Origin of the sequence: Streptomyces sp. ITFR-6 (assembly GCF_031844725.1) — a bacterium.
In the GTDB taxonomy this organism is placed as follows: domain Bacteria; phylum Actinomycetota; class Actinomycetes; order Streptomycetales; family Streptomycetaceae; genus Streptomyces.
Map to the genome: position 1 here is coordinate 5678870 of NZ_CP134612.1, position 20304 is coordinate 5699173.

Annotated in this window: 21 protein-coding genes; 14 read left to right on the forward strand and 7 right to left on the reverse strand. The window is 71.7% G+C overall.

What is annotated here, in order from left to right; translation table 11 throughout:
• Window positions 1-120 precede the first annotated feature (120 nt).
• Window positions 121-318, reverse strand: a complete 198-nt coding sequence (locus tag RLT59_RS25950; RefSeq protein WP_311305628.1) for a helix-turn-helix transcriptional regulator — start codon at window positions 316-318, stop codon at window positions 121-123.
• Window positions 319-578: 260 nt separating this feature from the next.
• Here RLT59_RS25950 and RLT59_RS25955 point away from each other — a divergent pair, with 260 nt between their 5' ends.
• Complete coding sequence (locus RLT59_RS25955) at window positions 579-944, forward strand: hypothetical protein (protein WP_311305629.1); 366 nt, start codon at window positions 579-581, stop codon at window positions 942-944.
• A gap of 160 nt (window positions 945-1104) precedes the next feature.
• Window positions 1105-1911, forward strand: a complete 807-nt coding sequence (locus RLT59_RS25960) for a DUF3626 domain-containing protein (protein ID WP_311307859.1) — start codon at window positions 1105-1107, stop codon at window positions 1909-1911.
• Window positions 1912-1935: 24 nt separating this feature from the next.
• On the opposite strand, the gene RLT59_RS25965 is transcribed toward RLT59_RS25960, so the two are convergent.
• Window positions 1936-2874, reverse strand: a complete 939-nt coding sequence (locus RLT59_RS25965; RefSeq protein WP_311305630.1) for a sugar phosphate isomerase/epimerase family protein — start codon at window positions 2872-2874, stop codon at window positions 1936-1938.
• A 147-nt stretch (window positions 2875-3021) separates the two neighbouring features.
• Between RLT59_RS25965 and iolC the strand changes: the two genes are divergently transcribed.
• From iolC to mmsA, 5 genes are read left to right on the forward strand one after another with little or no spacing between them, the layout of a single operon-like run.
• Window positions 3022-4128, forward strand: a complete 1107-nt coding sequence (gene iolC / locus RLT59_RS25970) for a 5-dehydro-2-deoxygluconokinase (protein WP_311305631.1) — start codon at window positions 3022-3024, stop codon at window positions 4126-4128.
• A complete protein-coding gene (locus RLT59_RS25975; protein ID WP_311305632.1) occupies window positions 4125-5042 on the forward strand; it encodes a Cgl0159 family (beta/alpha)8-fold protein in 918 nt (305 codons plus the stop codon). Before iolC ends, RLT59_RS25975 begins: the two co-directional genes overlap by 4 nt.
• 2 nt (window positions 5043-5044) lie before the next feature.
• A complete protein-coding gene (iolB, locus tag RLT59_RS25980; protein ID WP_311305633.1) occupies window positions 5045-5956 on the forward strand; it encodes a 5-deoxy-glucuronate isomerase in 912 nt (303 codons plus the stop codon).
• On the forward strand, window positions 5953-7830 hold the full coding sequence (gene iolD, locus RLT59_RS25985; protein WP_311305634.1) for a 3D-(3,5/4)-trihydroxycyclohexane-1,2-dione acylhydrolase (decyclizing): 1878 nt from the start codon (window positions 5953-5955) through the stop codon (window positions 7828-7830). Before iolB ends, iolD begins: the two co-directional genes overlap by 4 nt.
• Before the next feature lie 11 nt (window positions 7831-7841).
• On the forward strand, window positions 7842-9341 hold the full coding sequence (gene mmsA, locus RLT59_RS25990; protein WP_311305635.1) for a CoA-acylating methylmalonate-semialdehyde dehydrogenase: 1500 nt from the start codon (window positions 7842-7844) through the stop codon (window positions 9339-9341).
• An 84-nt stretch (window positions 9342-9425) separates the two neighbouring features.
• Here the strand turns inward: mmsA and RLT59_RS25995 are convergent, their stop codons facing one another.
• On the reverse strand, window positions 9426-10058 hold the full coding sequence (locus RLT59_RS25995; protein WP_311305636.1) for a VC0807 family protein: 633 nt from the start codon (window positions 10056-10058) through the stop codon (window positions 9426-9428).
• Between the two features lie 223 nt (window positions 10059-10281).
• Here RLT59_RS25995 and RLT59_RS26000 point away from each other — a divergent pair, with 223 nt between their 5' ends.
• From RLT59_RS26000 to RLT59_RS26020, 5 genes are all read left to right on the forward strand, one after another.
• On the forward strand, window positions 10282-10887 hold the full coding sequence (locus tag RLT59_RS26000; protein WP_311305637.1) for a DUF4291 domain-containing protein: 606 nt from the start codon (window positions 10282-10284) through the stop codon (window positions 10885-10887).
• Window positions 10888-10937: 50 nt separating this feature from the next.
• A complete protein-coding gene (locus RLT59_RS26005; protein WP_311305638.1) occupies window positions 10938-11714 on the forward strand; it encodes an alpha/beta fold hydrolase in 777 nt (258 codons plus the stop codon).
• Window positions 11715-11934: 220 nt separating this feature from the next.
• Window positions 11935-14505, forward strand: a complete 2571-nt coding sequence (locus RLT59_RS26010) for an alpha/beta fold hydrolase (RefSeq protein ID WP_399126971.1) — start codon at window positions 11935-11937, stop codon at window positions 14503-14505.
• Window positions 14502-15380, forward strand: coding sequence for an ABC transporter permease (locus RLT59_RS26015; protein WP_311305640.1), 879 nt, complete (start codon window positions 14502-14504; stop codon window positions 15378-15380). Before RLT59_RS26010 ends, RLT59_RS26015 begins: the two co-directional genes overlap by 4 nt.
• Before the next feature lie 168 nt (window positions 15381-15548).
• On the forward strand, window positions 15549-16070 hold the full coding sequence (locus RLT59_RS26020) for an anthrone oxygenase family protein (protein WP_311305641.1): 522 nt from the start codon (window positions 15549-15551) through the stop codon (window positions 16068-16070).
• Here RLT59_RS26020 and RLT59_RS26025 read toward each other — a convergent pair.
• Window positions 16054-16935 (reverse strand): helix-turn-helix transcriptional regulator, encoded by an 882-nt coding sequence (locus RLT59_RS26025; RefSeq protein WP_311305642.1) that lies wholly within the window; start codon window positions 16933-16935, stop codon window positions 16054-16056. The genes RLT59_RS26020 and RLT59_RS26025 overlap by 17 nt on opposite strands.
• Window positions 16936-17119: 184 nt before the next feature.
• On the opposite strand from RLT59_RS26025, the gene RLT59_RS26030 reads away from it, so the two are divergent.
• Window positions 17120-17914 (forward strand): SDR family oxidoreductase, encoded by a 795-nt coding sequence (locus tag RLT59_RS26030; protein WP_311305643.1) that lies wholly within the window; start codon window positions 17120-17122, stop codon window positions 17912-17914.
• A gap of 64 nt (window positions 17915-17978) precedes the next feature.
• Here RLT59_RS26030 and RLT59_RS26035 read toward each other — a convergent pair whose 3' ends face one another.
• The gene (locus tag RLT59_RS26035; RefSeq protein WP_311305644.1) at window positions 17979-18218 is read right to left on the reverse strand and encodes a hypothetical protein; all 240 of its coding nucleotides are present in this window, start codon (window positions 18216-18218) and stop codon (window positions 17979-17981) included.
• A gap of 96 nt (window positions 18219-18314) precedes the next feature.
• Here RLT59_RS26035 and RLT59_RS26040 point away from each other — a divergent pair, with 96 nt between their 5' ends.
• Complete coding sequence (locus RLT59_RS26040; protein WP_311305645.1) at window positions 18315-18608, forward strand: hypothetical protein; 294 nt, start codon at window positions 18315-18317, stop codon at window positions 18606-18608.
• 252 nt (window positions 18609-18860) lie between these two features.
• On the opposite strand, the gene RLT59_RS26045 is transcribed toward RLT59_RS26040, so the two are convergent.
• Together RLT59_RS26045 and rhaS are read right to left on the reverse strand one after the other, a co-directional pair.
• Window positions 18861-19175, reverse strand: a complete 315-nt coding sequence (locus RLT59_RS26045) for an L-rhamnose mutarotase (RefSeq protein ID WP_311305646.1) — start codon at window positions 19173-19175, stop codon at window positions 18861-18863.
• A 33-nt stretch (window positions 19176-19208) separates the two neighbouring features.
• On the reverse strand, window positions 19209-20294 hold the full coding sequence (gene rhaS / locus RLT59_RS26050) for a rhamnose ABC transporter substrate-binding protein (RefSeq protein WP_311305647.1): 1086 nt from the start codon (window positions 20292-20294) through the stop codon (window positions 19209-19211).
• Window positions 20295-20304 lie beyond the last annotated feature (10 nt).

Below are 20304 nucleotides of genomic sequence, written 5' to 3' on the forward strand. Positions count from 1 at the left end.
GGCACACATGGGCGTGGAGACAGGCGCCCGGGAGGGTTCCGGGAAGGCCGGTGCGCCTCCACACGCACCACACTATACCCCTAGGGGGTATGAATGCGAGCGGCGCGCGTGCGGGGCGGGTCAGTCGCGGCGGCTCCGGTGGCCAGGGCGGGTGGTGACCCAGGTGCGGATGGTGTCCGCGTACCAGTACGGTCTGCCGTCCTCCACGTGATCCGGCGGCGGAAGGAGACCGCGTTTCCGGTAGGAGCGGACGGTGTCCGGCTGCACCCGGATGTGAGCGGCGATGTCCTTGTAGGACCAGAGTCTTCTGTCCGTCATTCGCTGACACCTCTCTGGATCACTCAGGCTGTGTCCGGGTGAACGAGCGCGACCGGAAGCGGGCAGGGGCTGTCGAGCGCCTGTGACGAAAGACCCGCGCAATGGAGATATGTGTGACGGGGGAGTGACCTCTGTGACGGAAGGGGCGCAAAGGGGCAAACGCGCTCTGCATGCCTGCGAGGCCGCGCGCCTCGGCCTCCGCAGCTCAGATGTGCCTCAACTGCGGTGATACCGAGACGGACTCCGGGCACGATCGTTCCATGACTGGTTTCGGGAAGCAGAACATGGCCGTACTCGTACTGCGCGAGGCGGACGACATCACCACCGTGCTCCGGCAGGCTCTGGACACCGCACCCGCAGAGGAACGCCCCGGCCTGGAAAGGGCGATGGCCCTCGCCGCCGAGGCCGGTGCGGTGCCGGACGCGGAGCTGCGCGGCCGCTGGGCGCTCCGCAGGATGGCATCGACCGGGTACGAGGGCCCGCCGCGCACCGTTGCCGCGGTCAAGGCCCTGCGCACGGCCGAGCGGAGCCTGAGCCTGCTCCAGGCGGTGAACCTGTCGAAGGACGCGGAGGCCGTCGCGACGGCGACGCAGGACGGCCGGGCGGCGGAGCCGGACGCCAGGTGAACCGGAGGCAGGCGCGCGCCGCGTTAAGGGGAGGCAGAGGTCGGCCGCGCTGCGCGAGACTGCGCCCGTGACCGCAGACTCCCCGCCCTCGTACCCGATCCCCTCCCTCCCCCTCGGCTCCTCTCCTCCGGGGCCGGCGCAGGCGCGTGCCCTGAGCCATGTGGCCTCCCTCTCCTCCGGGCAGCCGCTGGACCGCTCCGTACCGCTCACGCTGAACTTCCACCCGGACCGGGCGGCGGGCGGCCGCACCGTCCTGGCCGCGCTCGCCCGGGACGGCGTCTACCGTTCGCAGTTCGTCACCGGCACCAGCAACGGCGGGCTGACGGCCCATCCGGGCGGCGACCGGTGGCGCTGGGAGAGCCGGATCTTCGGCGGCGCGTACGACAGGGTGCCGGGCGAGCAGCGGCCGGTGTACGGGGCGTTGAACTTCCGGCGCCAGGAGACCGGGGCGGCGCCACGCTTCGGCTCGGCGCACTTCAGGCTGACCGCGCAGGCGCTGGAGCGGGCCACCTTCTGCTACCCGGACAGCGCCGCCGAGCCCTCGGACTTCGGCGTCGCCGGCCGGATGAGCCTCATCGAACTCGCGGAGTCCGACAGCCGGGACGCGCTCGACGACTACATCGAGGCGCAGGTGCACGGCCCGGTCCTGCTCGACCGCCATCCGGAGGCGCTGGTCCTCGCCCCGAGCTTCCGGGGCTCCGCCGTCGAGGAGGCAGCGCGACGGCTGCCCTGCCCCACGGAGTGGCACGGCGGGTTCCGCCTGACCGTGGCGGAGCTGCGCCGCCACCCGGACTACCGGGGGCAGGAGTTCGTCGATCTCGGCGTGGAGATCTCCCGGGGCGGGCTGCTCGATCCCCGGATCATCGGGGAGGCCGCCCGCTCCGGCCGCTACGCCGCGCAGTCGCTGAAGAAGGTCTGGCACTGCCTGGCCCGGTTCGGCGCCCCGGCCCGCGCCGAATCAGTCTGACCGCCCGAGCCCGGAGCGCGCCGTTCAGACGGGTCGGACGGCCTGCCCCGAGCCGCCGCCGCAGGAGCGCAGGAAATCCCGGGTACGGCGGGCGATCGGGAACGGCGCGTCGGGCTCGCACGGGTACATGTCCTGCTCGACGATCGCGAACAGGTCGACGTCCAGCCGACGCGCGGCGTCCAGCACCGGCGCCAGGGCGGGCACCCCGCCCGGCGGCTCGCACATCACCCCGCGCGCCACGGCGGGCCCGAACGGCACCTCGTCCGCCACCACTTCGGCCAGGACCTCCGGGTCGACCTGCTTGAGGTGCAGATAGCCGATCCGTTCACCGTAGGTCTCGATCAGCTTGACGCTGTCGCCGCCGCAGTAGGCGTAGTGCCCGGTGTCGAGGCAGAGCGAGACCAGCGAGGGATCGGTGGCGTCGAGGAAGCGGCTGACGTTCTCCTCGCTGTCGATATGGGTGTCGGCATGCGGGTGGACGACGATCCGCAGACCGAAACGGTCCCGCACCTCGCGCCCCAGCCGCTCCGTCTGGGTGGTGAGGTCGCTCCACTGCTCCGCGGTGAGGGTGCGGTCCTCCAGCACCTCGCCCGTCTTGTCGTCGCGCCAGAACGACGGGATGACCACGAGATGGTCCGCACCCATCGCCCGGGTGAGCTCCGCGATGTCCGCGACATGCGCCCAGGTCCGTTCCCAGACGCCCGGACCGTGGTGCAATCCGGTGAAAACGGTGCCTGCGGAAACGCTCAGCCCTCGGCTGCGGGTCTCGTCGGTGAGCCGGGCCGGATCGGTCGGGAGATAGCCGTACGGGCCCAGCTCGATCCACTCGTACCCGGCGGTGGAGACCTCGTCGAGGAAGCGCTGCCAGGGCACCTGCCGCGGATCGTCGGGGAACCACACCCCCCAGGAGTCGGGCGCGGAGCCGATACGGATGCGGGCCGGAGAGGGTGCGGAGGTGGTCATGCGCTCCAGCCTCCGCGCCCGGGGAGAGGGGTGTCAAGCATTAGTCCGTATGTCCGGACCAATCATTGACAGCATTCGGGGGAGGAGTTAGACCGGGGGCGACAGTTGCGTCCGCCAGCTGCCGCACGGGTCGTCGAAGGGACACAGATGCCTGAGCCGTACGACGTGATCACCATGGGACGGATCGGAGTGGATCTCTACCCCCTGCAGACGGGCCTGCCGCTGGCCCGGGTGGACGCCTTCGGGAAGTTCCTCGGCGGTTCGCCCACCAACGTCGCCGTCGCGGCGGCGCGGCTGGGCAGGCGCAGTGCGGTGGTGACCCGGACGGGGCGGGACGCGTTCGGGGAGTACCTCCACCAGCAGCTCGGGGAGTTCGGGGTGGACGACCGGTGGGTGACGGCCGTCGATGAGTACCCGACCCCGGTCACCTTCTGCGAGATCTTCCCGCCCGACGACTTCCCCCTCTACTTCTACCGCGTGCCCAAGGCCCCGGACCTGGAGATCCACCCCTCGGAACTGGACCTGGAGGCCGTCGCGTCCGCCCGGGTCTTCTGGATGACCGGCACCGGACTCTGCGCCGAACCCAGCTGCTCCGCGACGCTCGCCGCGCTGCGGGCCAGGAACCGTTCGGGCATCACGGTCTTCGACCTCGACTGGCGCCCCATGTTCTGGGACGCTCCGGCAGAGACGCCGCAGGACGCCACGGCGGAGACCCCGCAGGACGCCGCACCCGGCGGCCCGCCCGGCGGCCCGCCCGGCGGCCCGCCCCACCCCGCCGCCTCCGCCCGCTACCGCGAGGCCCTCGCCCACGCGACCGTCGCCGTGGGCAACCTCGACGAGTGCGAGATCGCGACCGGCGAGCGCGAACCGTACGCCGCCGCACGCGCCCTGCTGGCCGCCGGGGTCGAGCTGGCCGTCGTGAAGCAGGGGCCGGGAGGCGTCCTCGCGGTCAACCGCGACGGCACGGTGGCCGATGTCCCGCCGCTCCCGGTCGAGGTGGTCAACGGCCTCGGCGCCGGGGACGCGTTCGGCGGCGCGCTCTGCCACGGCCTGCTCGCCGGCTGGGACACCGCCCGCATCATGCGGTACGCCAACGCGGCGGGCGCCATCGTCGCCTCCAGACTCGCCTGCTCCTCCGCGATGCCGTTCCCGCACGAGGTCGAGGCGGCCCTCGCCGCAGGCTCCGTCACCGCGACGGACCCACACCCCGCGCCCGCCACTCCCGCGCCCACCGGATCCGGAGCGGCGTCATGACCGCCCCGGCCGCTTCGGTCTCCGACCTCGTCCACCTGCGCGTGCACCACCCGGAAGCCGTCGCGGAGGCCGCCGCGCGGCGGCGCAGGCGGCCGCTGGTCGGCAGCGGCGGGCGGCTGATGGTCATCGCCGCCGACCATCCGGCCCGTGGCTCGCTCGCCGTCGGGGAGCGGGAACTCGCCATGGCCAACCGGTTCGAACTGCTGGACCGGCTCTGCCTGGCGCTCTCCAGACCCGGCGTCGACGGAGTCCTCGCCACCGCCGACATCCTCGACGACCTGCTGCTCCTGGGCGCGCTGGAGGACAAGGTCGTCATCGGCTCGATGAACCGGGGCGGCCTGGCCGGCGCCGCCTTCGAGCTGGACGACCGGTTCACCGGGCACCGCCCGGAGGACCTCGCCCGGCTCGGCTTCGACGCGGGCAAGCTGCTGCTGCGGATCGACTACGACGACCCCGGCTCCCTCGACACGATGCACACCACCGCCCGAGCGATCGACGCCATGGTCGCGTACCGGCTGCCGGTCTTCGTCGAACCGTTCCTCTGCCGCCGCACCGGCGGCAAGGTCCGCAACGACCTGAGCGCCGCCGCGGTGAGCACCTCCATCGCGATCGCCTCCGGGCTCGCCGGCACCTCCGCGTACACCTGGCTCAAGGTCCCGGTCACCGAGAAGCCCGAGGACATGGCGCGGGTCATGGAGAGCTCCACACTGCCCGCTGTGCTGCTCGGCGGCGAGGTGGGCGAGGACCAGGACGGCGCGTACGAGAGGTGGCGCACCGCGCTGCGGCTGCCGACCGTCCGGGGCCTTGTGGTGGGGCGGTCGCTGCTCTACCCGTCGGACGGGGACGTGGGCGCCGCGGTCGACACGGCCGTATCGCTGCTCGAACCGGGCGCGACGGGCAGGGAAGGAACATGAGGATGCATCGAGAACCGCGCGAACGACCGTACGAAGGACCGCACGGAGAACCGAGGTACCACCTGCCGGCCGGGAGCGCGGCGCGCGGACCCTACGCCCTCGACATCAGCCCTGAGCAGGCCGGCTGGGAGCGGTCGAGCCTGCGTGTGGTGGAGCTCGAACCGGGAGGTGTTCACACACTTGTCACCGGAGAGAGCGAGTGGATCGTGCTGCCGTTGACGGGTGCCTGTACGGTGCACGTCTCAGATGAGATCTTTGAACTGCTGGGCCGGAAAAGCGTGTTCAGCGGGGTATCCGACTTCGCGTACGTACCGCGTGACGCCCACGCACAGATCGCCTCCGGCGCAGGGGGCCGCTTCGCCCTGGCAGGAGCGAAGTGCGAGCGACGACTCCCCGCTCGCTACGGTCCCGCGCCGGAGGTACCCGTCGAGCTGCGCGGCTCCGGCACCTGCTCCCGGCAGGTCAACAACTTCGCCGCCGCCGACACCTTCGACTGCGACCGGCTGATCGCGGTCGAGGTCCTCACCCCGGGCGGCAACTGGTCCTCCTACCCGCCGCACAAGCACGACGAGGACCGCCCCGGCGAGGAGTGCGTGCTCGAAGAGATCTACTACTTCGAGGTGGCGGACGACGGCCTCGGCTACCACCGGGTCTCCCCGTCCCGCCCCGGCGGTACGGACGTACTGGCCGAGGTCCGCAGCGGCGACGCGGTCCTGATCCCGGACGGCTGGCACGGCCCGTCCATCGCCGCGCCCGGCCGCACGCTGTACTACCTCAACGTGATGGCGGGCCCCGGCGACGAGCGGCAGTGGCTGATCCGCGACCACCCCGAGCACGGCTGGATCCGCGACACCTGGCCGTCCGAGTCCATGGACCCCAGGCTCCCGTTCTACGGACCGGAGGATCACGCATGAGTTCCCGTCGCCTCACCACCGCCCAGGCGCTGGTGGACTTCCTCGCCGCGCAGTACACCGAACGCGACGGCGTGCACCACCGGCTGATCGGCGCCACCTGGGGCATCTTCGGCCACGGCAACGTCGCCGGCGTCGGCCAGGCGCTCCTGGAGGCCGGGGACGCCATGCCCTACCTCCAGGGCCGCAACGAGCAGGCCATGGTGCACGCCGCCGTCGGATACGCCCGCCGGTCCGGCCGGCTCTCCGCGCACGCCGTCACCACCTCCATCGGTCCGGGCGCCACCAATCTCGTCACCGGGGCGGCCCTGGCCACCATCAACCACCTCCCGGTCCTGCTGCTGCCCGGCGACACCTTCGCGACCCGCCCCGCGGAGCCCGTGCTCCAGCAGCTGGAGGTCCCGGGCCAGGGCGACATCTCGGTCAACGACTGCCTGCGCCCCGTCTCCCGCTACTTCGACCGGATCAACCGCCCCGAGGCGCTGATCCCGGCCGCGCTCCGGGCCGTGCGGGTCCTCACAGACCCGGCGGAGACCGGTGCCGTCACCCTCGCACTGCCGCAGGACGTCCAGGCCGAGGCGTACGACTGGCCGGAGGAGTTCTTCGCGACCCGCGTCTGGCACGTACGCAGACCGGCCCCAGACCCGCAGGAGCTCGACCGGGCGGCAGCGGCGGTGCGCGCCGCCCGACGGCCACTGGTCGTGGCGGGCGGCGGGGTCCACCACAGCGCCGCGGAGGAGGCCCTTGCCGCGTTCGCCGCCGCCACCGCGATCCCCGTCGCCACCACCCAGGCGGGCAAGGGCTCCCTGCGCCACGACCACCCCGCGGACGTCGGCGGCATCGGCCACACCGGCACCGCGACCGCCGACGAACTGGCGCGCAGCGCCGACCTGGTGATCGGGGTCGGCACCCGCTACTCCGACTTCACCACCGCGTCCGCCACCCTCTTCGCCGACCCGGACGTCCGCTTCCTCAACCTCAACATCACCGGCTTCGACGCCCACAAGCTCGGCGCGCTCCCGCTCGTGGCCGACGCCCGCACCGCACTCGAAGCCCTGACCGAGGCCCTGGCGGGCGAACACCGCGCGGACCCCGCGTACGAGAGCGAGTACACCGGAGCCAAGGCCGCCTGGGAGAAGCGCGTCGACGCCGCCTACGCCACCCCGGACCCGGCCGCCCGCCCCACCCAGGCCCAGGTCCTCGGCCTCCTGGACGAACTGGTCACCGACGACGACATCCTGATCAACGCGGCCGGTTCGCTCCCCGGTGACCTGCACAAACTCTGGCGGACCCGGTCACCGCACCAGTACCACGTCGAGTACGGCTACTCCTGCATGGGATACGAGATCCCCGCGGCGATCGGCGTCCAGCTGGCCGCCCCCGGCTCCCCGGTCTGGGCGCTCGTCGGTGACGGCACGTACCTGATGAACCCCACCGAGATCGTCACCGCCGTCCAGCAGAGCCTGCCCGTCAAACTGGTCGTCCTGCAGAACCACGGGTACGCGTCGATCGGCGGCCTCTCCGAGTCCGTCGGCGCCGAACGCTTCGGCACGGCCTACCGCCACCGCGCCGCCGACGGCGGCTTCACCGGACCGCCGCTCCCCGTCGATCTCGCGGCGAACGCTGCCTCGCTCGGGATGCGGGTGCTGCGGGCCGGCACCGTCCGTGAACTGCGGGAAGCCCTCGCGGTGGCGCGGGCGGAGGACCGTCCCACTTGTGTCTACGTCGAGACCGAAACGGCAGACACAGTGTCGGGGCCCCCTCCGGCACAGGCGTGGTGGGATGTTCCCGTGGCCGAGACGGCCACTCGCCCGTCGGCGGCAAGAGCCCGGGAAGAGTACGAACGTCACGTCACCGACCGACGCAGCCACCTCTGAAGGAGTCACGAATGAAGACCGTCAACCACTGGATCGGTGGCAAGACCGTCGAGGGCGCGTCGGGCAACTACGGCCCGGTCACCGACCCGGCCACCGGAGCCGTCACCACCCAGGTCGCGCTGGCCTCCCCGGACGAGGTCGACGCCGCGGTGGCCGCCGCGAAGGACGCGTACGCGACGTGGGGCACCTCCTCGCTGTCCGCCCGCACCGCGATCCTGTTCCGCTACCGCGCGCTGCTGGACGCCCACCGGGACGAGATCGCCGCGCTGATCACCGCCGAGCACGGCAAGGTGCACTCCGACGCGCTGGGCGAGGTGGCCCGCGGACTGGAGATCGTCGAGCTGGCCTGCGGCATCACCACGCAGCTCAAGGGCGAGCTGTCGACGCAGGTGTCCACCCGGGTCGACGTCTCCTCGATCCGCCAGTCGATCGGTGTCGTCGCCGGCATCACCCCGTTCAACTTCCCGGCCATGGTGCCGATGTGGATGTTCCCGCTCGCCATCGCCTGCGGCAACACGTTCGTCCTCAAGCCCAGCGAGAAGGACCCCTCGGCCGCCAATCTCCTCGCCGAGCTGGTCTCCGAGGCCGGTCTGCCGGACGGCGTCCTGAACGTCCTGCACGGTGACAAGGTCGCCGTCGACGGCCTGCTGAACCACCCGGACGTCTCCGTCGTCTCGTTCGTCGGGTCCACCCCGATCGCCCGCTACATCCACGCCACGGCCTCCGCCAACGGCAAGCGCGTCCAGGCGCTCGGCGGTGCGAAGAACCACATGCTGGTCCTGCCCGACGCGGACCTCGACGCCGCCGCCGACGCCGCCGTCTCCGCCGCGTACGGCTCGGCCGGTGAGCGCTGCATGGCGATCTCCGCGGTCGTCGCCGTCGGCGCGGTCGCGGACGACCTCGTCGCCCGGATCAAGGACCGCGCCGAGAAGATCAAGATCGGCCCCGGCAACGACCCGGCGTCCGAGATGGGCCCGCTGATCACCGCCGCCCACCGCGACAAGGTCGCCTCCTACGTGACCGGCGCGGCCGCCCAGGGCGCCGACGTCGTCCTGGACGGCACCGGGCACACGGTCGAGGGCTTCGAGGACGGCCACTGGATCGGCCTCTCCCTCCTCGACAACGTCTCCACCGACTCGGACGCCTACCGGGACGAGATCTTCGGCCCGGTCCTGTGCGTGCTGCGCGTCGACACGTACGAGGAGGGCGTCGCGCTGATGAACGCCTCGCCGTACGGCAACGGCACCGCGATCTTCACCCGCGACGGCGGCGCCGCCCGCCGCTTCCAGCTGGAGATCGAGGCGGGCATGGTCGGCATCAACGTCCCGATCCCGGTCCCGGTGGGCTACCACTCCTTCGGCGGCTGGAAGGACTCGCTCTTCGGCGACCACCACATCTACGGCAACGACGGCGTGCACTTCTACACCCGGGGCAAGGTCACCACCACCCGCTGGCCGGACCCGGCCGACGCCCCGGCCGGCGTCGACCTGGGCTTCCCCAGCAACCACTGACCGCGCCCACCTGAACCGCAACCCGCACGCAACCGCAGGGCCGCTCCCCCGGGAGGCGGCCCTGCGGTGGTTCCTGAGCGGCCCTCAGCGCTCCGCGCCGGCCGCCTCCTCGATCATCCGCTCCATCGGAACGACCGCCGTCCGCCCCGAGACGACGAACGCGACCACCATCGCGGCGATCAGGACGACCTGGCCGCCCCACACCATCGTCTCGACCGGCACGGTGTACGCGCCCACGGCCCGCACCGCGCACTCGCCCAGCAGCGCCACACCCCACACCACGGAGAACCGCGCCTCCACCCGCCGGAACGCGTCGTCCGAGCCGGTGGAGAGCCGCTCCCAGGCAGCGGACCTGGCCGCCTCGCCCCGGGTCAGCCACGGCCGCAGCCCGGCCGACATCATCGGCCGCCCCCGCAGCGCGGACACCAGGACCACCAGACCGATCGTGCTGCTCACCCCGCTGTCCTTGAGCAGCATCAGCCGGGGGTCGCCCGCCACCAGGCTCAGCAGCAGCCCGACCGCGTTGACCGCCACCATCAGCGCCGCGAGGGCGTTGAGCCGCCGCTCCCGCGCCACGCCCCAGACCGTCCGCACCGCCGGCACCACACTGCTCCAGGCCAGCGCCCCGAACGTGCCCAGGCCCGCGGCCTTCAGCACGTAGTACGAGACGAGCGGCACCGCCACGTCCACGAGCAGCGGCGCCAGGCTCTCCAGCATCGCCTTGCGCGGCGAGAACGCGACAGCGCCCTCGCGGCCTCCGCTCCGATACGTACAGACTGGCTTCCGGGCCCGGGTGCGCGGCAGAGCCGGGTGTCCTGACCTCCGTATGACGAATGTCAGTGTCCGTGGATGACACGGACGCGGGAACACGGTCCGGCGCCGCTCCCGGCCACCGGAAAACCCGTTCGCCCCGCTCGCACCGCCGTGTTGGGATGTCCGGATGACCCGACCGGCCGAACCGACCCCGCGGCAGCACGAGATACGCGCGCTCCACACCGGGACCACCCTCACCGTCTACCAGGCGTACGCCCCGTCCCTCGGCCTCCCCGCCGCCCGCGACGGCCGCTTCCCGCCGGCCTGGAAGCGCGATCGCATGACGTGGATCAAGCCCAGCTTCCTGTGGATGATGTACCGCTGCGGTTGGGCCCTGAAGGAGGGTCAGGAGACCGTACTCGCCGTCGAGATCACCCGCGAGGGCTTCGACTGGGCGCTCGCGAACGCCGAACTCTCGCACTACGAACCGGGCGTGCACCCCGACCACGCGAGCTGGCAGCGCGCCCTGCGCAGCGCCCCGGCACGCGTCCAGTGGGACCCGGAGCGCGATCTGCACCTGAACCGGCTCCCGTACCGCTCCCTCCAACTCGGTCTCTCGGGTGAGGCGGCGCGGCGTTACGCGGACGAGTGGACGGTGTCCGTCCGCGATGTGACCCCGCTGGCCCGTCGGATCCATGAGCTGGTCCGGGAGGGTGCGGACGAGGAGGCGGCCCGGCTGCTGCCGGGGGAGACGCCGTACACCGCTGCCGGGCGGGTGCCCCGGCTACGGTGACAGCTCGGAGCCAGTCCATCCACTGATCTCGATGTGAACGGGGGCAGACAGTGCGCAACGCCGTTGTGACGCCCGAAGGCGACCGGATTCGCTGGGTCGAGCTGCCGGGGCGGGAACCGGCCCGCGTCTATGTGCACGGGCTGGGGGCCAGTTCCCCCGCCTACTTCACGGAGACCGCCGTCCATCCGCTGCTGGCCGGCCGACGTTCCCTGCTGATCGACCTGCTGGGCCACGGCATCAGCGACCGGCCGACCGGCTTCGGCTACACGCTGGAAGCACACGCGGACGCGCTTGCCGAGGCGCTGACAGCCGCAGGTGTCACCGGGACGGAGCTGGTCGCGCACAGCATGGGCGGCTCCGTGGCCATCGTCCTGGCCGTCCGGCACCCCCGGCTGGTCTCCCGGCTGGTCCTGGTCGACGCCAATCTCGACCCGGCCCCGCCCGCCCGCCTCTCCGGAGGCAGCGCTGACATCGCCTCCTACTCCGAGCAGGAGTTCCTGGCGGGCGGTTGGGAGGAGATCCGCGACCGGGCCGGTGCCCACTGGTGGTCCACGATGCGGCTGGCCGGCCGCGAGGCCCTGTACCGCAGCGCGGTGCACCTCGCCCAGGGCACGGTCCCCACGATGCGTGAGCTCCTGGTGGGGCTGAGGATTCCCCGCACCTTCCTGCTGCCGGAGGGCGACCGGCTCCCGGGCGCCGACGCCCTCACCGCTGCCGGGGTGTCCGTGGTCGCGATCCCGGACTGCGGACACAACATCATGCTCGACAACCCGGAGGCCTTCGCGAGCGCCACCGCAGAGGCGCTCACGGAGCGGGGCCGGGTCTGACCGGTACGGGCGCGCGTCACGCCCGTACCGCGAGCGCAGTACGCCGGGCAACGCCGTACGCCCTGAGGAGGCCGGGTACCTCCCCCTGGCGGCTGCCCGGACGCCGTGGCGGCCCGCATAGGCTCGACGCATGGAGATCCCTCACGCCCGTACGTACCGGTGGCGACGCCTGCTGCCCCGTGCCCGAGGCCGGTGGGCGGCCGGCATCGCCGCGTTCGTCGTGCTGGCCGGTGCGGGCACCTGGACCGCCGTGGCCGACGACAGCGCGCCCGCCGTGCACCGCCAGGACCGGATGATGCGCATCGACGGGGTGTCCATCGATACCTCGTACTTCACCACCGGAGGCTCGGAGCGCAGGCCCGCCGTGCTCATCGGCCACGGCTTCGGCCGCTCCAAGGACAACTCCCGGTCCCAGGCGCAGCAACTGGCCCGCGACGGGTACGCCGTGCTGACCTGGTCCGCCCGGGGCTTCGGCAAGTCCGGCGGGAAGACCTCCCTCAACGCACCCGGCGCAGAGGTGAAGGACGTCTCCCGGCTGATCGACTGGCTGGCCCGACAGCCCGAAGTACGGCTCGACGCCCCGGGCGACCCCAGGGTCGGGGTCACGGGCGCCTCCTACGGCGGGGCGATCTCACTGCTGGCCGCCGGGTACGACCGGCGGGTCGACGCCATCGCCCCGGAGATGACGTACTGGAACCTCGCGGACGCGCTGTTCCCCGACGGGGTGTTCAAGAAGCTCTGGGCCGGGATCTTCCTGACCACCGGCGGCGGCTGCGACAACCTGGAGAAGCAGCTCTGCGCGATGTACCAGCGGGTCGCCGTCAGCGGGAAGCCGGACGCCGCCGCCCGCGCGACGCTCACCGAGCGGTCACCGAGCGCCGTGGCCGACCGCATCAAGGTGCCCGCGCTGATCATGCAGGGACAGGCCGACTCGCTCTTCCCGCTCGGCGAGGCCGACGCCATGGCCAAGGCCATCAAGGCCAACGGCGCGCCCGTCTCAGTCGACTGGGTCGCCGGCGGACACGACGGCGGCGACAAGGAGGCCCACCGGGTACGGCAACGGGTCACCAGCTGGTTCGACCGCTACCTCAAGGACGACAAGGGCACCGACACCGGACCGGCGTTCCGCGTCACCCGGACCGGAGGCATCGACTCCACCGACGGCGCCGCCCTCACCCGGGGCGCGAGCGGCGATACCTACCCCGGACTGCACAGCGGCGGCGAACCGGTCGAACTGCGCGGCGGCACCCAGACGTTCAACAACCCCGCCGGAGCCGGCCCGCCCGCCATCTCCGCCGTTCCCGGCCTCGGCGGCGGCCTCGCCCAGCTGTCCAACTTCGGCGGCGGGCTCTCCGTCGACCTCCCCGGACAGAACGCCCGCTTCGAATCCGCCCCGCTGAATACCGCGCGCCGCTTCACCGGCTCACCGACCGTCCGCGTGAACGTGAAGGCGGGCAAGGGCGACGCGGTGCTGTTCGGCAAGGTGTACGACGTATCGCCGGACGGCAAGCAGCAGGCGCTGCCCTCCCAGCTCGTCACCCCCTACCGGATCACCCCGGACCAGCAGGGCAAGCCCCTCACGCTGGACCTGCCCGCCGTGGACCACGAATTCGACTCCGGACACCGGCTGCGGCTCGTCCTGGCCGCCACCGACCTCGGCTACGCCTCCCCGACCGCGCCGACCACGTACACCGTCTCCCTCGACAGCCCGCTCACCATCCCCACCGTGCCCGGCCTCACGACCGCCTCCGCCGGGCTGCCCCGGTGGACCTGGGCGCTCCCGGCCGCCGCCGTACTGATCGCCGCCGCCCTGCTGCTCACCACGCGGCGCCGGACCACCACCCCCGCCCCGGACCCCGAGCTCACCGACGTACCGCTCCAGATCACCGGCCTGTCGAAGAAGTACGCCAAATCCGCCGACCGGTACGCCGTCCGCGAGCTGTCCTTCCGCGTCGAGAAGGGCCAGGTGCTCGGGCTCCTCGGCCCCAACGGCGCGGGCAAGACCACCACGCTGCGCATGCTGATGGGGCTCATCACCCCCGACGACGGAGAGATCCGGGTCTTCGGGCGGGCCATCCGGCCCGGAGCGCCCGTCCTGTCCCGGGTCGGAGCCTTCGTCGAGGGGGCCGGATTCCTGCCGCACCTGTCCGGGCGCGCCAACCTGGAGCTGTACTGGCAGGCCACCGGGCGCCCCGCCGCCGACTCCCGCATCGAAGAGGCCCTGGAGATCGCCGGGCTCGGTGACGCGCTGGCCCGCGCGGTCCGCACGTACTCGCAGGGCATGCGGCAGCGGCTCGCCATCGCCCAGGCCATGCTGGGCATGCCGGACCTCCTCATCCTCGACGAGCCGACCAACGGCCTCGACCCGCCCCAGATCCGCGAGATGCGGGACGTGATGATCCGGTACGCGGCCGGCGGCCGGACCGTCATCGTCTCCAGCCACCTCCTCTCCGAGGTCGAACAGTCCTGCACCCACCTGGTGGTCATGGACCGGGGCCGGCTCGTCCAGGCCGGCCCGGTCGCGGAGATCACCGGCTCCGGCGACATGCTGCTCGTCAGCACGGCGGACCGGCTCACCGAACCCCTGGTGGAGAAGATCGCCGCACTCCCGGGCCTCGCCTCCGCCGTCCGCACGGACGACGGACACGGGCTCCTGGTCCGGCTCGACGGGGCGACGTCCTCGCAGCTGATCGCGGAACTGGTCCGCCTGGACGTCCCGTTGACCGGCGTCGGACCGCACCGCCGCCTGGAGGACGCGTTCCTCACCCTGATCTCCGGAGGCTCCGCATGAGTACCGCAGCCGAAGTCACCGAAGCACCGGAAGCGCCCGGTTACCGCGCCCGGCACACCCTCCCGCTGCGGGTGGAGGCCGCCCGGCAGCTGCGCAGGCGGCGCACCCTGCTGATGGGCGGAGTGCTGGCCGCCCTGCCGTTCATCCTGATCATCGCGTTCGCGATCGGCGGTACCCCGGACGGCGGGCCCGGCGGCGGCAGCCGGCTCACCTTGATGGACACCGCGACCCAGTCCGCCGCGAACTTCGCCGCGACCGCTCTGTTCGTCTCGGCCGGCTTCCTGCTCGTGGTCCCGGTCGCGCTGTTCTGTGGCGACACCGTCGCCTCGGAGGCCAGCTGGTCCTCGCTGCGCTACCTGCTGGCGGCGCCCGTGCCCAGGGCCCGGCTGCTGTGGAGCAAGCTCGTCGTGGCGCTCGGCTTCAGCCTGGCCGCGATGGTGCTGCTGCCGCTCGTCGCGCTGGCCGCCGGAGCCGCCGCGTACGGCTGGGGGCCGCTCGAACTGCCCACCGGGGGCGCGCTCGCGACCGGGGACACCGTGCCCAGGCTCGCGCTCGTCGTCGCGTTCATCTTCGTCTCCCAACTCGTCACCGCCGGGCTGGCGTTCTGGCTGTCGACCAGGACGGACGCCCCGCTGGGCGCGGTCGGCGGCGCGGTCGGGCTGACCATCGTCGGCAACGTCCTGGACGCCGTCACCGCGCTCGGCTCCTGGCGTGACTTCCTGCCCGCGCACTGGCAGTTCGCCTGGGCGGACGCACTCCAGCCCGAGCTGGAGTGGGGCGGCATGGTGAAGGGCGCCTCGGTCTCGGTGGCGTACGCGCTGGTCCTGTTCGCGCTCGCCTTCCGGGGGTTCAGCCGCAAGGACATCGTGTCCTGAACCCCGCCGGGGCGACACCGCGGCGGACGCGGGTGGGGGACGGGTCGGCGGGGGCCGGTCCGCCCCCCACCCAGGGCCGGTCCGGTCCCGGCCCCGGCAGCGGACCTTCGGTCGCACGGGCATGCGAATTCAGGCTGTGCGGCCGGGGCCGCTGCGCCATGATGAGCCATGGCCTCCTTGTTCCTCGCCCTCGCCGTGACCACGACCGGCCTGTACGCGGGATTCCCGCTGACGTTCCTGGTCGTCGTCATGCCCGGCCTCGCGGCCCTGCCGGACGACGGATTCACGGCCGCGATGCGCCGGATCAACGAGAAGGTCCCCGGACCCGGGTTTCTGATCGTCTTCCTCGGCGTGATCGTCTTTCCCGCCGTCACGCTCGTCGCCGGGACCCACGACTGGGAATGGCCGCTGGTGGCCGGGGCGCTGGCCTGCTCCGTCGTCTCCCATGTGGTCACGATCGCGGGCAACATCCCGCTCAACAAGGCGCTCGCCGCAGCGGAACCGGTCTCCGAACCGGTGTCCGCGCCCGCCTCGGTGCCGGTACCGGCCGCAGCGGCACCGGGCGAGGTCGGCGCGAAGGCCGACAGCGTGGCCCGTACCGCGTTCGAGGCTCGCTGGAACATCCTTCACCAGGTCCGGACCGCGCTCTCGCTCGCCGCGTTCATCCTGCTGATCATTGCCGCCAACTAGTGTTCCGAAGCCGGCTGCCCAGAAGATCGAGTGCCTGGCGTTCGGGTGAGTCGGGCTCGGGTGAGTAGACGGTGATACGGAGCCCGGGGTCAGCGGGCAGGTCGAGGGCTTCGTAGGGCAGGGCCAGGTCCCCGACGAGCGGGTGGTGGAGTCGCTTCACGCCGGAGTGGTGGAACCTCACGTCGTGCCGAGCCCAACGCCGGGCGAACTCGCCGCTCTTCGTGGAGAGCTCGCCGATCAGGTCCATCAGGCCCTTGTCCTGCGGCGAGCGGCCGGTCTCGGTGCGCAGCAGGGCGACCGAGTCGTTGGCGGCCTTCTCCCGATCGGGCCAGAAATCGGCAGAACCAGGATCGAGGAACAGGAACCGCGCGGTGTTGACCGGACCACGTTGCGCGAACAGCGGAGAATCGTAGACCGGGGCATACAGAGCCTGGCCGAGAGGGTTGGCGGCGAGGATGTCGAACCGCCCGTTGCGGATGTAGGCCGGCTGGTCGGTCATCGCGTCGAGCACCCGCAGCACCACCGGTCGGATCCGCCCCGTCGCAGTGGGCGGCCGGCGCTCCGACGCGGTGGCGCGGGCCAGGTCGTAGAGGTGGGCCCGCTCGGCACCGTCGAGCTGAAGTGCGTGGCACAAGGAGTCCAGTACCGAGTCCGAGGCGCCCCGCAAGTTCCCGCGCTCAAGACGGATGTAGTAGTCGACGCTCATCCCGGCCAGCAGTGCCACCTCCTCCCGGCGCAACCCGGTCACACGTCGATTGCCACCGAAGACGGGCAGCCCTGCCCGCTGGGGGGTGAGCCGGGCGCGACGGGTGCTGAGGAACTCCCGCACCTCGTCGGCCTGCTCATGCCTCTTGCTGTCGGTCACTTCACCCACCGTAGGTCGTGCGGCGGTGTGCTGGGAGGTACTGCCGTTACCCGGAAGAGCAGTGACTCCCACCCGCGCACGAATACGGGTTCCATGCGGTGACACGGCAGGCCGGAGCACCCTCACACCGAGATGCTGAACACCCCGGCGCACCATCCCGTACGACCGACCAGTAAGGCGTCAAGTGCTAGACAACCAATTCACAACGCACGAAGAACTCTTCGATCTGAGCGGAAAGCGCGCGCTCGTCACCGGTGGCACCAGAGGCATCGGGATGATGATCGCGCGTGGCCTTCTCCACGCGGGCGCCCGCGTGGTCATCAGCTCACGCAACGCGGAAGCGTGCGCTCAGGCGCAGGAACGGCTGTCCGAATTCGGTGAAGTGCAGGCCATCCCCGCCGACCTGTCCCGCCACGACGAGTGCCGGCGGCTGTCCGGCCTCGTCGCCGCCGACTCGGAACGTCTCGACATCCTCGTCAACAACGCGGGCGCGATGTGGGACGAGCCGCTGGAGACGTTCCCGGACGCGGCCTGGGACACGGTCGTCGACCTCAACCTGAAGTCGCCGTTCTGGCTGGTCCAGGCGCTGCTGCCCGCACTTCGCAGGGCGGGCACCGCCGACGATCCCGCACGGATCATCAACATCGGCAGCATCGCCGCCATCCACATCCCCCAGCGGCCCAACTACTCGTACTCCAGCAGCAAGGCCGCACTGCATCAACTCACCAGAGTGCTCGCCAAGGAGCTGGGACCGCAGCACGTCAGCGTGAACGCCGTGGCGCCGGGGCCGTTTCCGTCGACGATGATGGCGGCGACCCTCGATGAGCTCGGCGAGGCGATCGCGGCGTCGGCCCCACTGCGCCGGATCGGCCGCGACGACGACATGGCAGGTGTCGCCGTGTTCCTCGCCGGCCGGGCAGGCGCCTACCTCACGGGCGCCGTGATCCCCGTCGACGGCGGCATCGCCACAACCGCGTAGGACAGACTCGGTGTCATGGATTTCGCAGGCCGCGATTCCGGCAGCCGACCGGCGATCGAGGAGATCATCCGCCGGACTCCGGGGGCGCCCAGCCAGGGCCCGGACGCTCGGCGAGCCGCTGGGTGTAGCCGTACATCCCGTGTACGCCGGTGAAGGCACCGACCAGGGCCAGGCACGAGGACAACGCGTCCGGTCCCACGCCGCGTTCGGCCAGGACCAGAGCGAGGAGGGTCGCCGCGGCCATGGCCAGCGCGTACCCGTGCACGTCGGGGCGGTACAGGGAGGCGCGCGGAGCACGGCGCACGCTTCGGGGTGCCGTGGGGTGGGAGTGCTCCGGCGCGTACGCCGCTTCCGCGACATGGCGGTCGGTGGCCCCCCCCAGACCACGTAGCCGTCATCGGTGACCAGCGCGGCGCCCATCTGCTCCACCGGATCGCCCCAGGAGCCACCGGCCGCCGCCCAGCACAGCCAGCCCTCCCGGCCCTCCAGGACAGCGGCCGACTCCAGGTCCAGCCACGGGAAGTACGCGCTTTCCTCCTGCGCGGTCCGCAGCGCGATCTGCCGGTCCTCCGCCACCACCATCAGCCGCCGCGACGCACTCCAGCGTCCGTCGCCCTCACCGACCCACACGGCCGGCCCCACCCGCACCCGGCGGGCCGCGACCTCCCCGGCGGCGGCGTCGCGGTGCCGGTGACGCGGCACCACCAGGTCGCCCGTCTCAGCCGCACGGGCTTGTGTCTGTGTGCCACCGTTCCCCCTTCGGGCCTCTCGGCCCGGTGACGCGTGCCGCGGCGCTCCCGTAGTCAATTCGCCCGGATCCTAAGCCGGTTTGAGACATGGGCGAACAAGGCTCTGAAGGGTGAATGTACGGACATCGGTGACGGGGTTTGTCCGGACGGACAGTGGGCCCGGACCCCCTGGGGAGTCCGGGCCCACGGCACCTGGCTCACGCCAGGTGGAAGACCTCGACGAGGGGCACCATCGCGTCGTCCGCCGCTTCCGGCTGCTCGAAGAAGTCCGCCATGTCCCGCTGCCACCGCTCGTTCACCTCGGTGGCGGCCATGGCCTCGCGCGCCGCGTCGAAGTCCTCCGTCTCCAGATAGCCGACGAGCAGCCCGTCCTCGCGCAGGAAGAGCGAGTAGTTGTGCCAGCCCGCCTCCGACAGCGCGGCGAGCATGTCGGGCCAGACCGAGGCGTGGCGCTCGCGGTACGCGGCGATCCGGTCCTCGCGTACGTTCAGCAGGAAGCAGACACGCTGCATGAGAAGGCCTCCCCGTGCCGGTTGAGCGGCCGCTCAGAAGTCGAACTTGTCGATGTTCTTCTTGTCGAAGACGGTCGGCTTGCCGAGGATGACCTCGCCGTCCTTGCCGATCGTGTACTCACCGAGCTTGCCCGCCTTGAACTTCTCGCCCTCCGCGCCGGTGATCTGACCCGACGCCAGTGCCGCGGCGGCGTACGAACCGAGGTACCCGAGCTCCTCCGGGTTCCACAGCGAGAACTGCTCGACGGTGTCGTCCTTGACGTACTTGCGCATCTGGTTCGGCGTGCCCAGGCCGTTCAGCACGACCTTGCCCTTGTACGAGGAGTCGCTCAGGTAGCGGGCGGCGGCCGCGATACCGACCGTGGTGGGCGAGATGATGCCCTTCAGGTCGGGGTAGGCCTGCATCAGGCCCTGGGTCTGCTGAAACGACTTCTGGTCCGCGTCGTCCCCGTACGCCACCTTCACCAGCTTCATGTCCTTGTACTTGGGCAGCTTCAGCTCGTCCTTCATGAACTCGATCCAGGTGTTCTGGTTGGTCGCGTTCTGGGTGGCCGAGAGGATCGCGATCTTGCCCTTGTAGCCGATCTGCTCACCGAGGTGCTGTACCAGGCTGCGGCCGATCTCCTCGGAGCTCGCCTGGTTGATGAAGAGCTGGCGGCAGTCCTTCGCCGTGTCGGAGTCGTACGCCACGACCTTGATGTTCTTCTTCATGGCCTGCTTCAGCGGGCCGCACACCGCGTTCGGGTCGTTGGCGGCGACCAGGATCGCGTCCTGGCGCTGCTGGATCAGCGTGTTGATGTAGCTGACCTGGGAGGAGGCGTTGGCGTCGGAAGGGCCGACCTCCTTGCCCGTGCCGCCGTACTCCTTGGCCGCCTCGATCCCCGCGTCGTCGACGATCTTCTCGTACGGGTTGTTGATCTGCTTGGGCAGGAAGGCGAGCTTCAGCCCCTTCTTCAGCGCCGCGCCGGGATCGGCCTTCGCCGTGGCCCCGGTCTTCGTGGACTCCTTGTCGGAACTGTCCTTCGTGGTGCCGGAACAGGCGCTGAGGGCGAGGGCGAGCGAGAGCGCGCCCGTGGCGATGGCGACGGCGCGACGACCGGAGGCGGTGCGGAGCATCATGGCGGCGGTG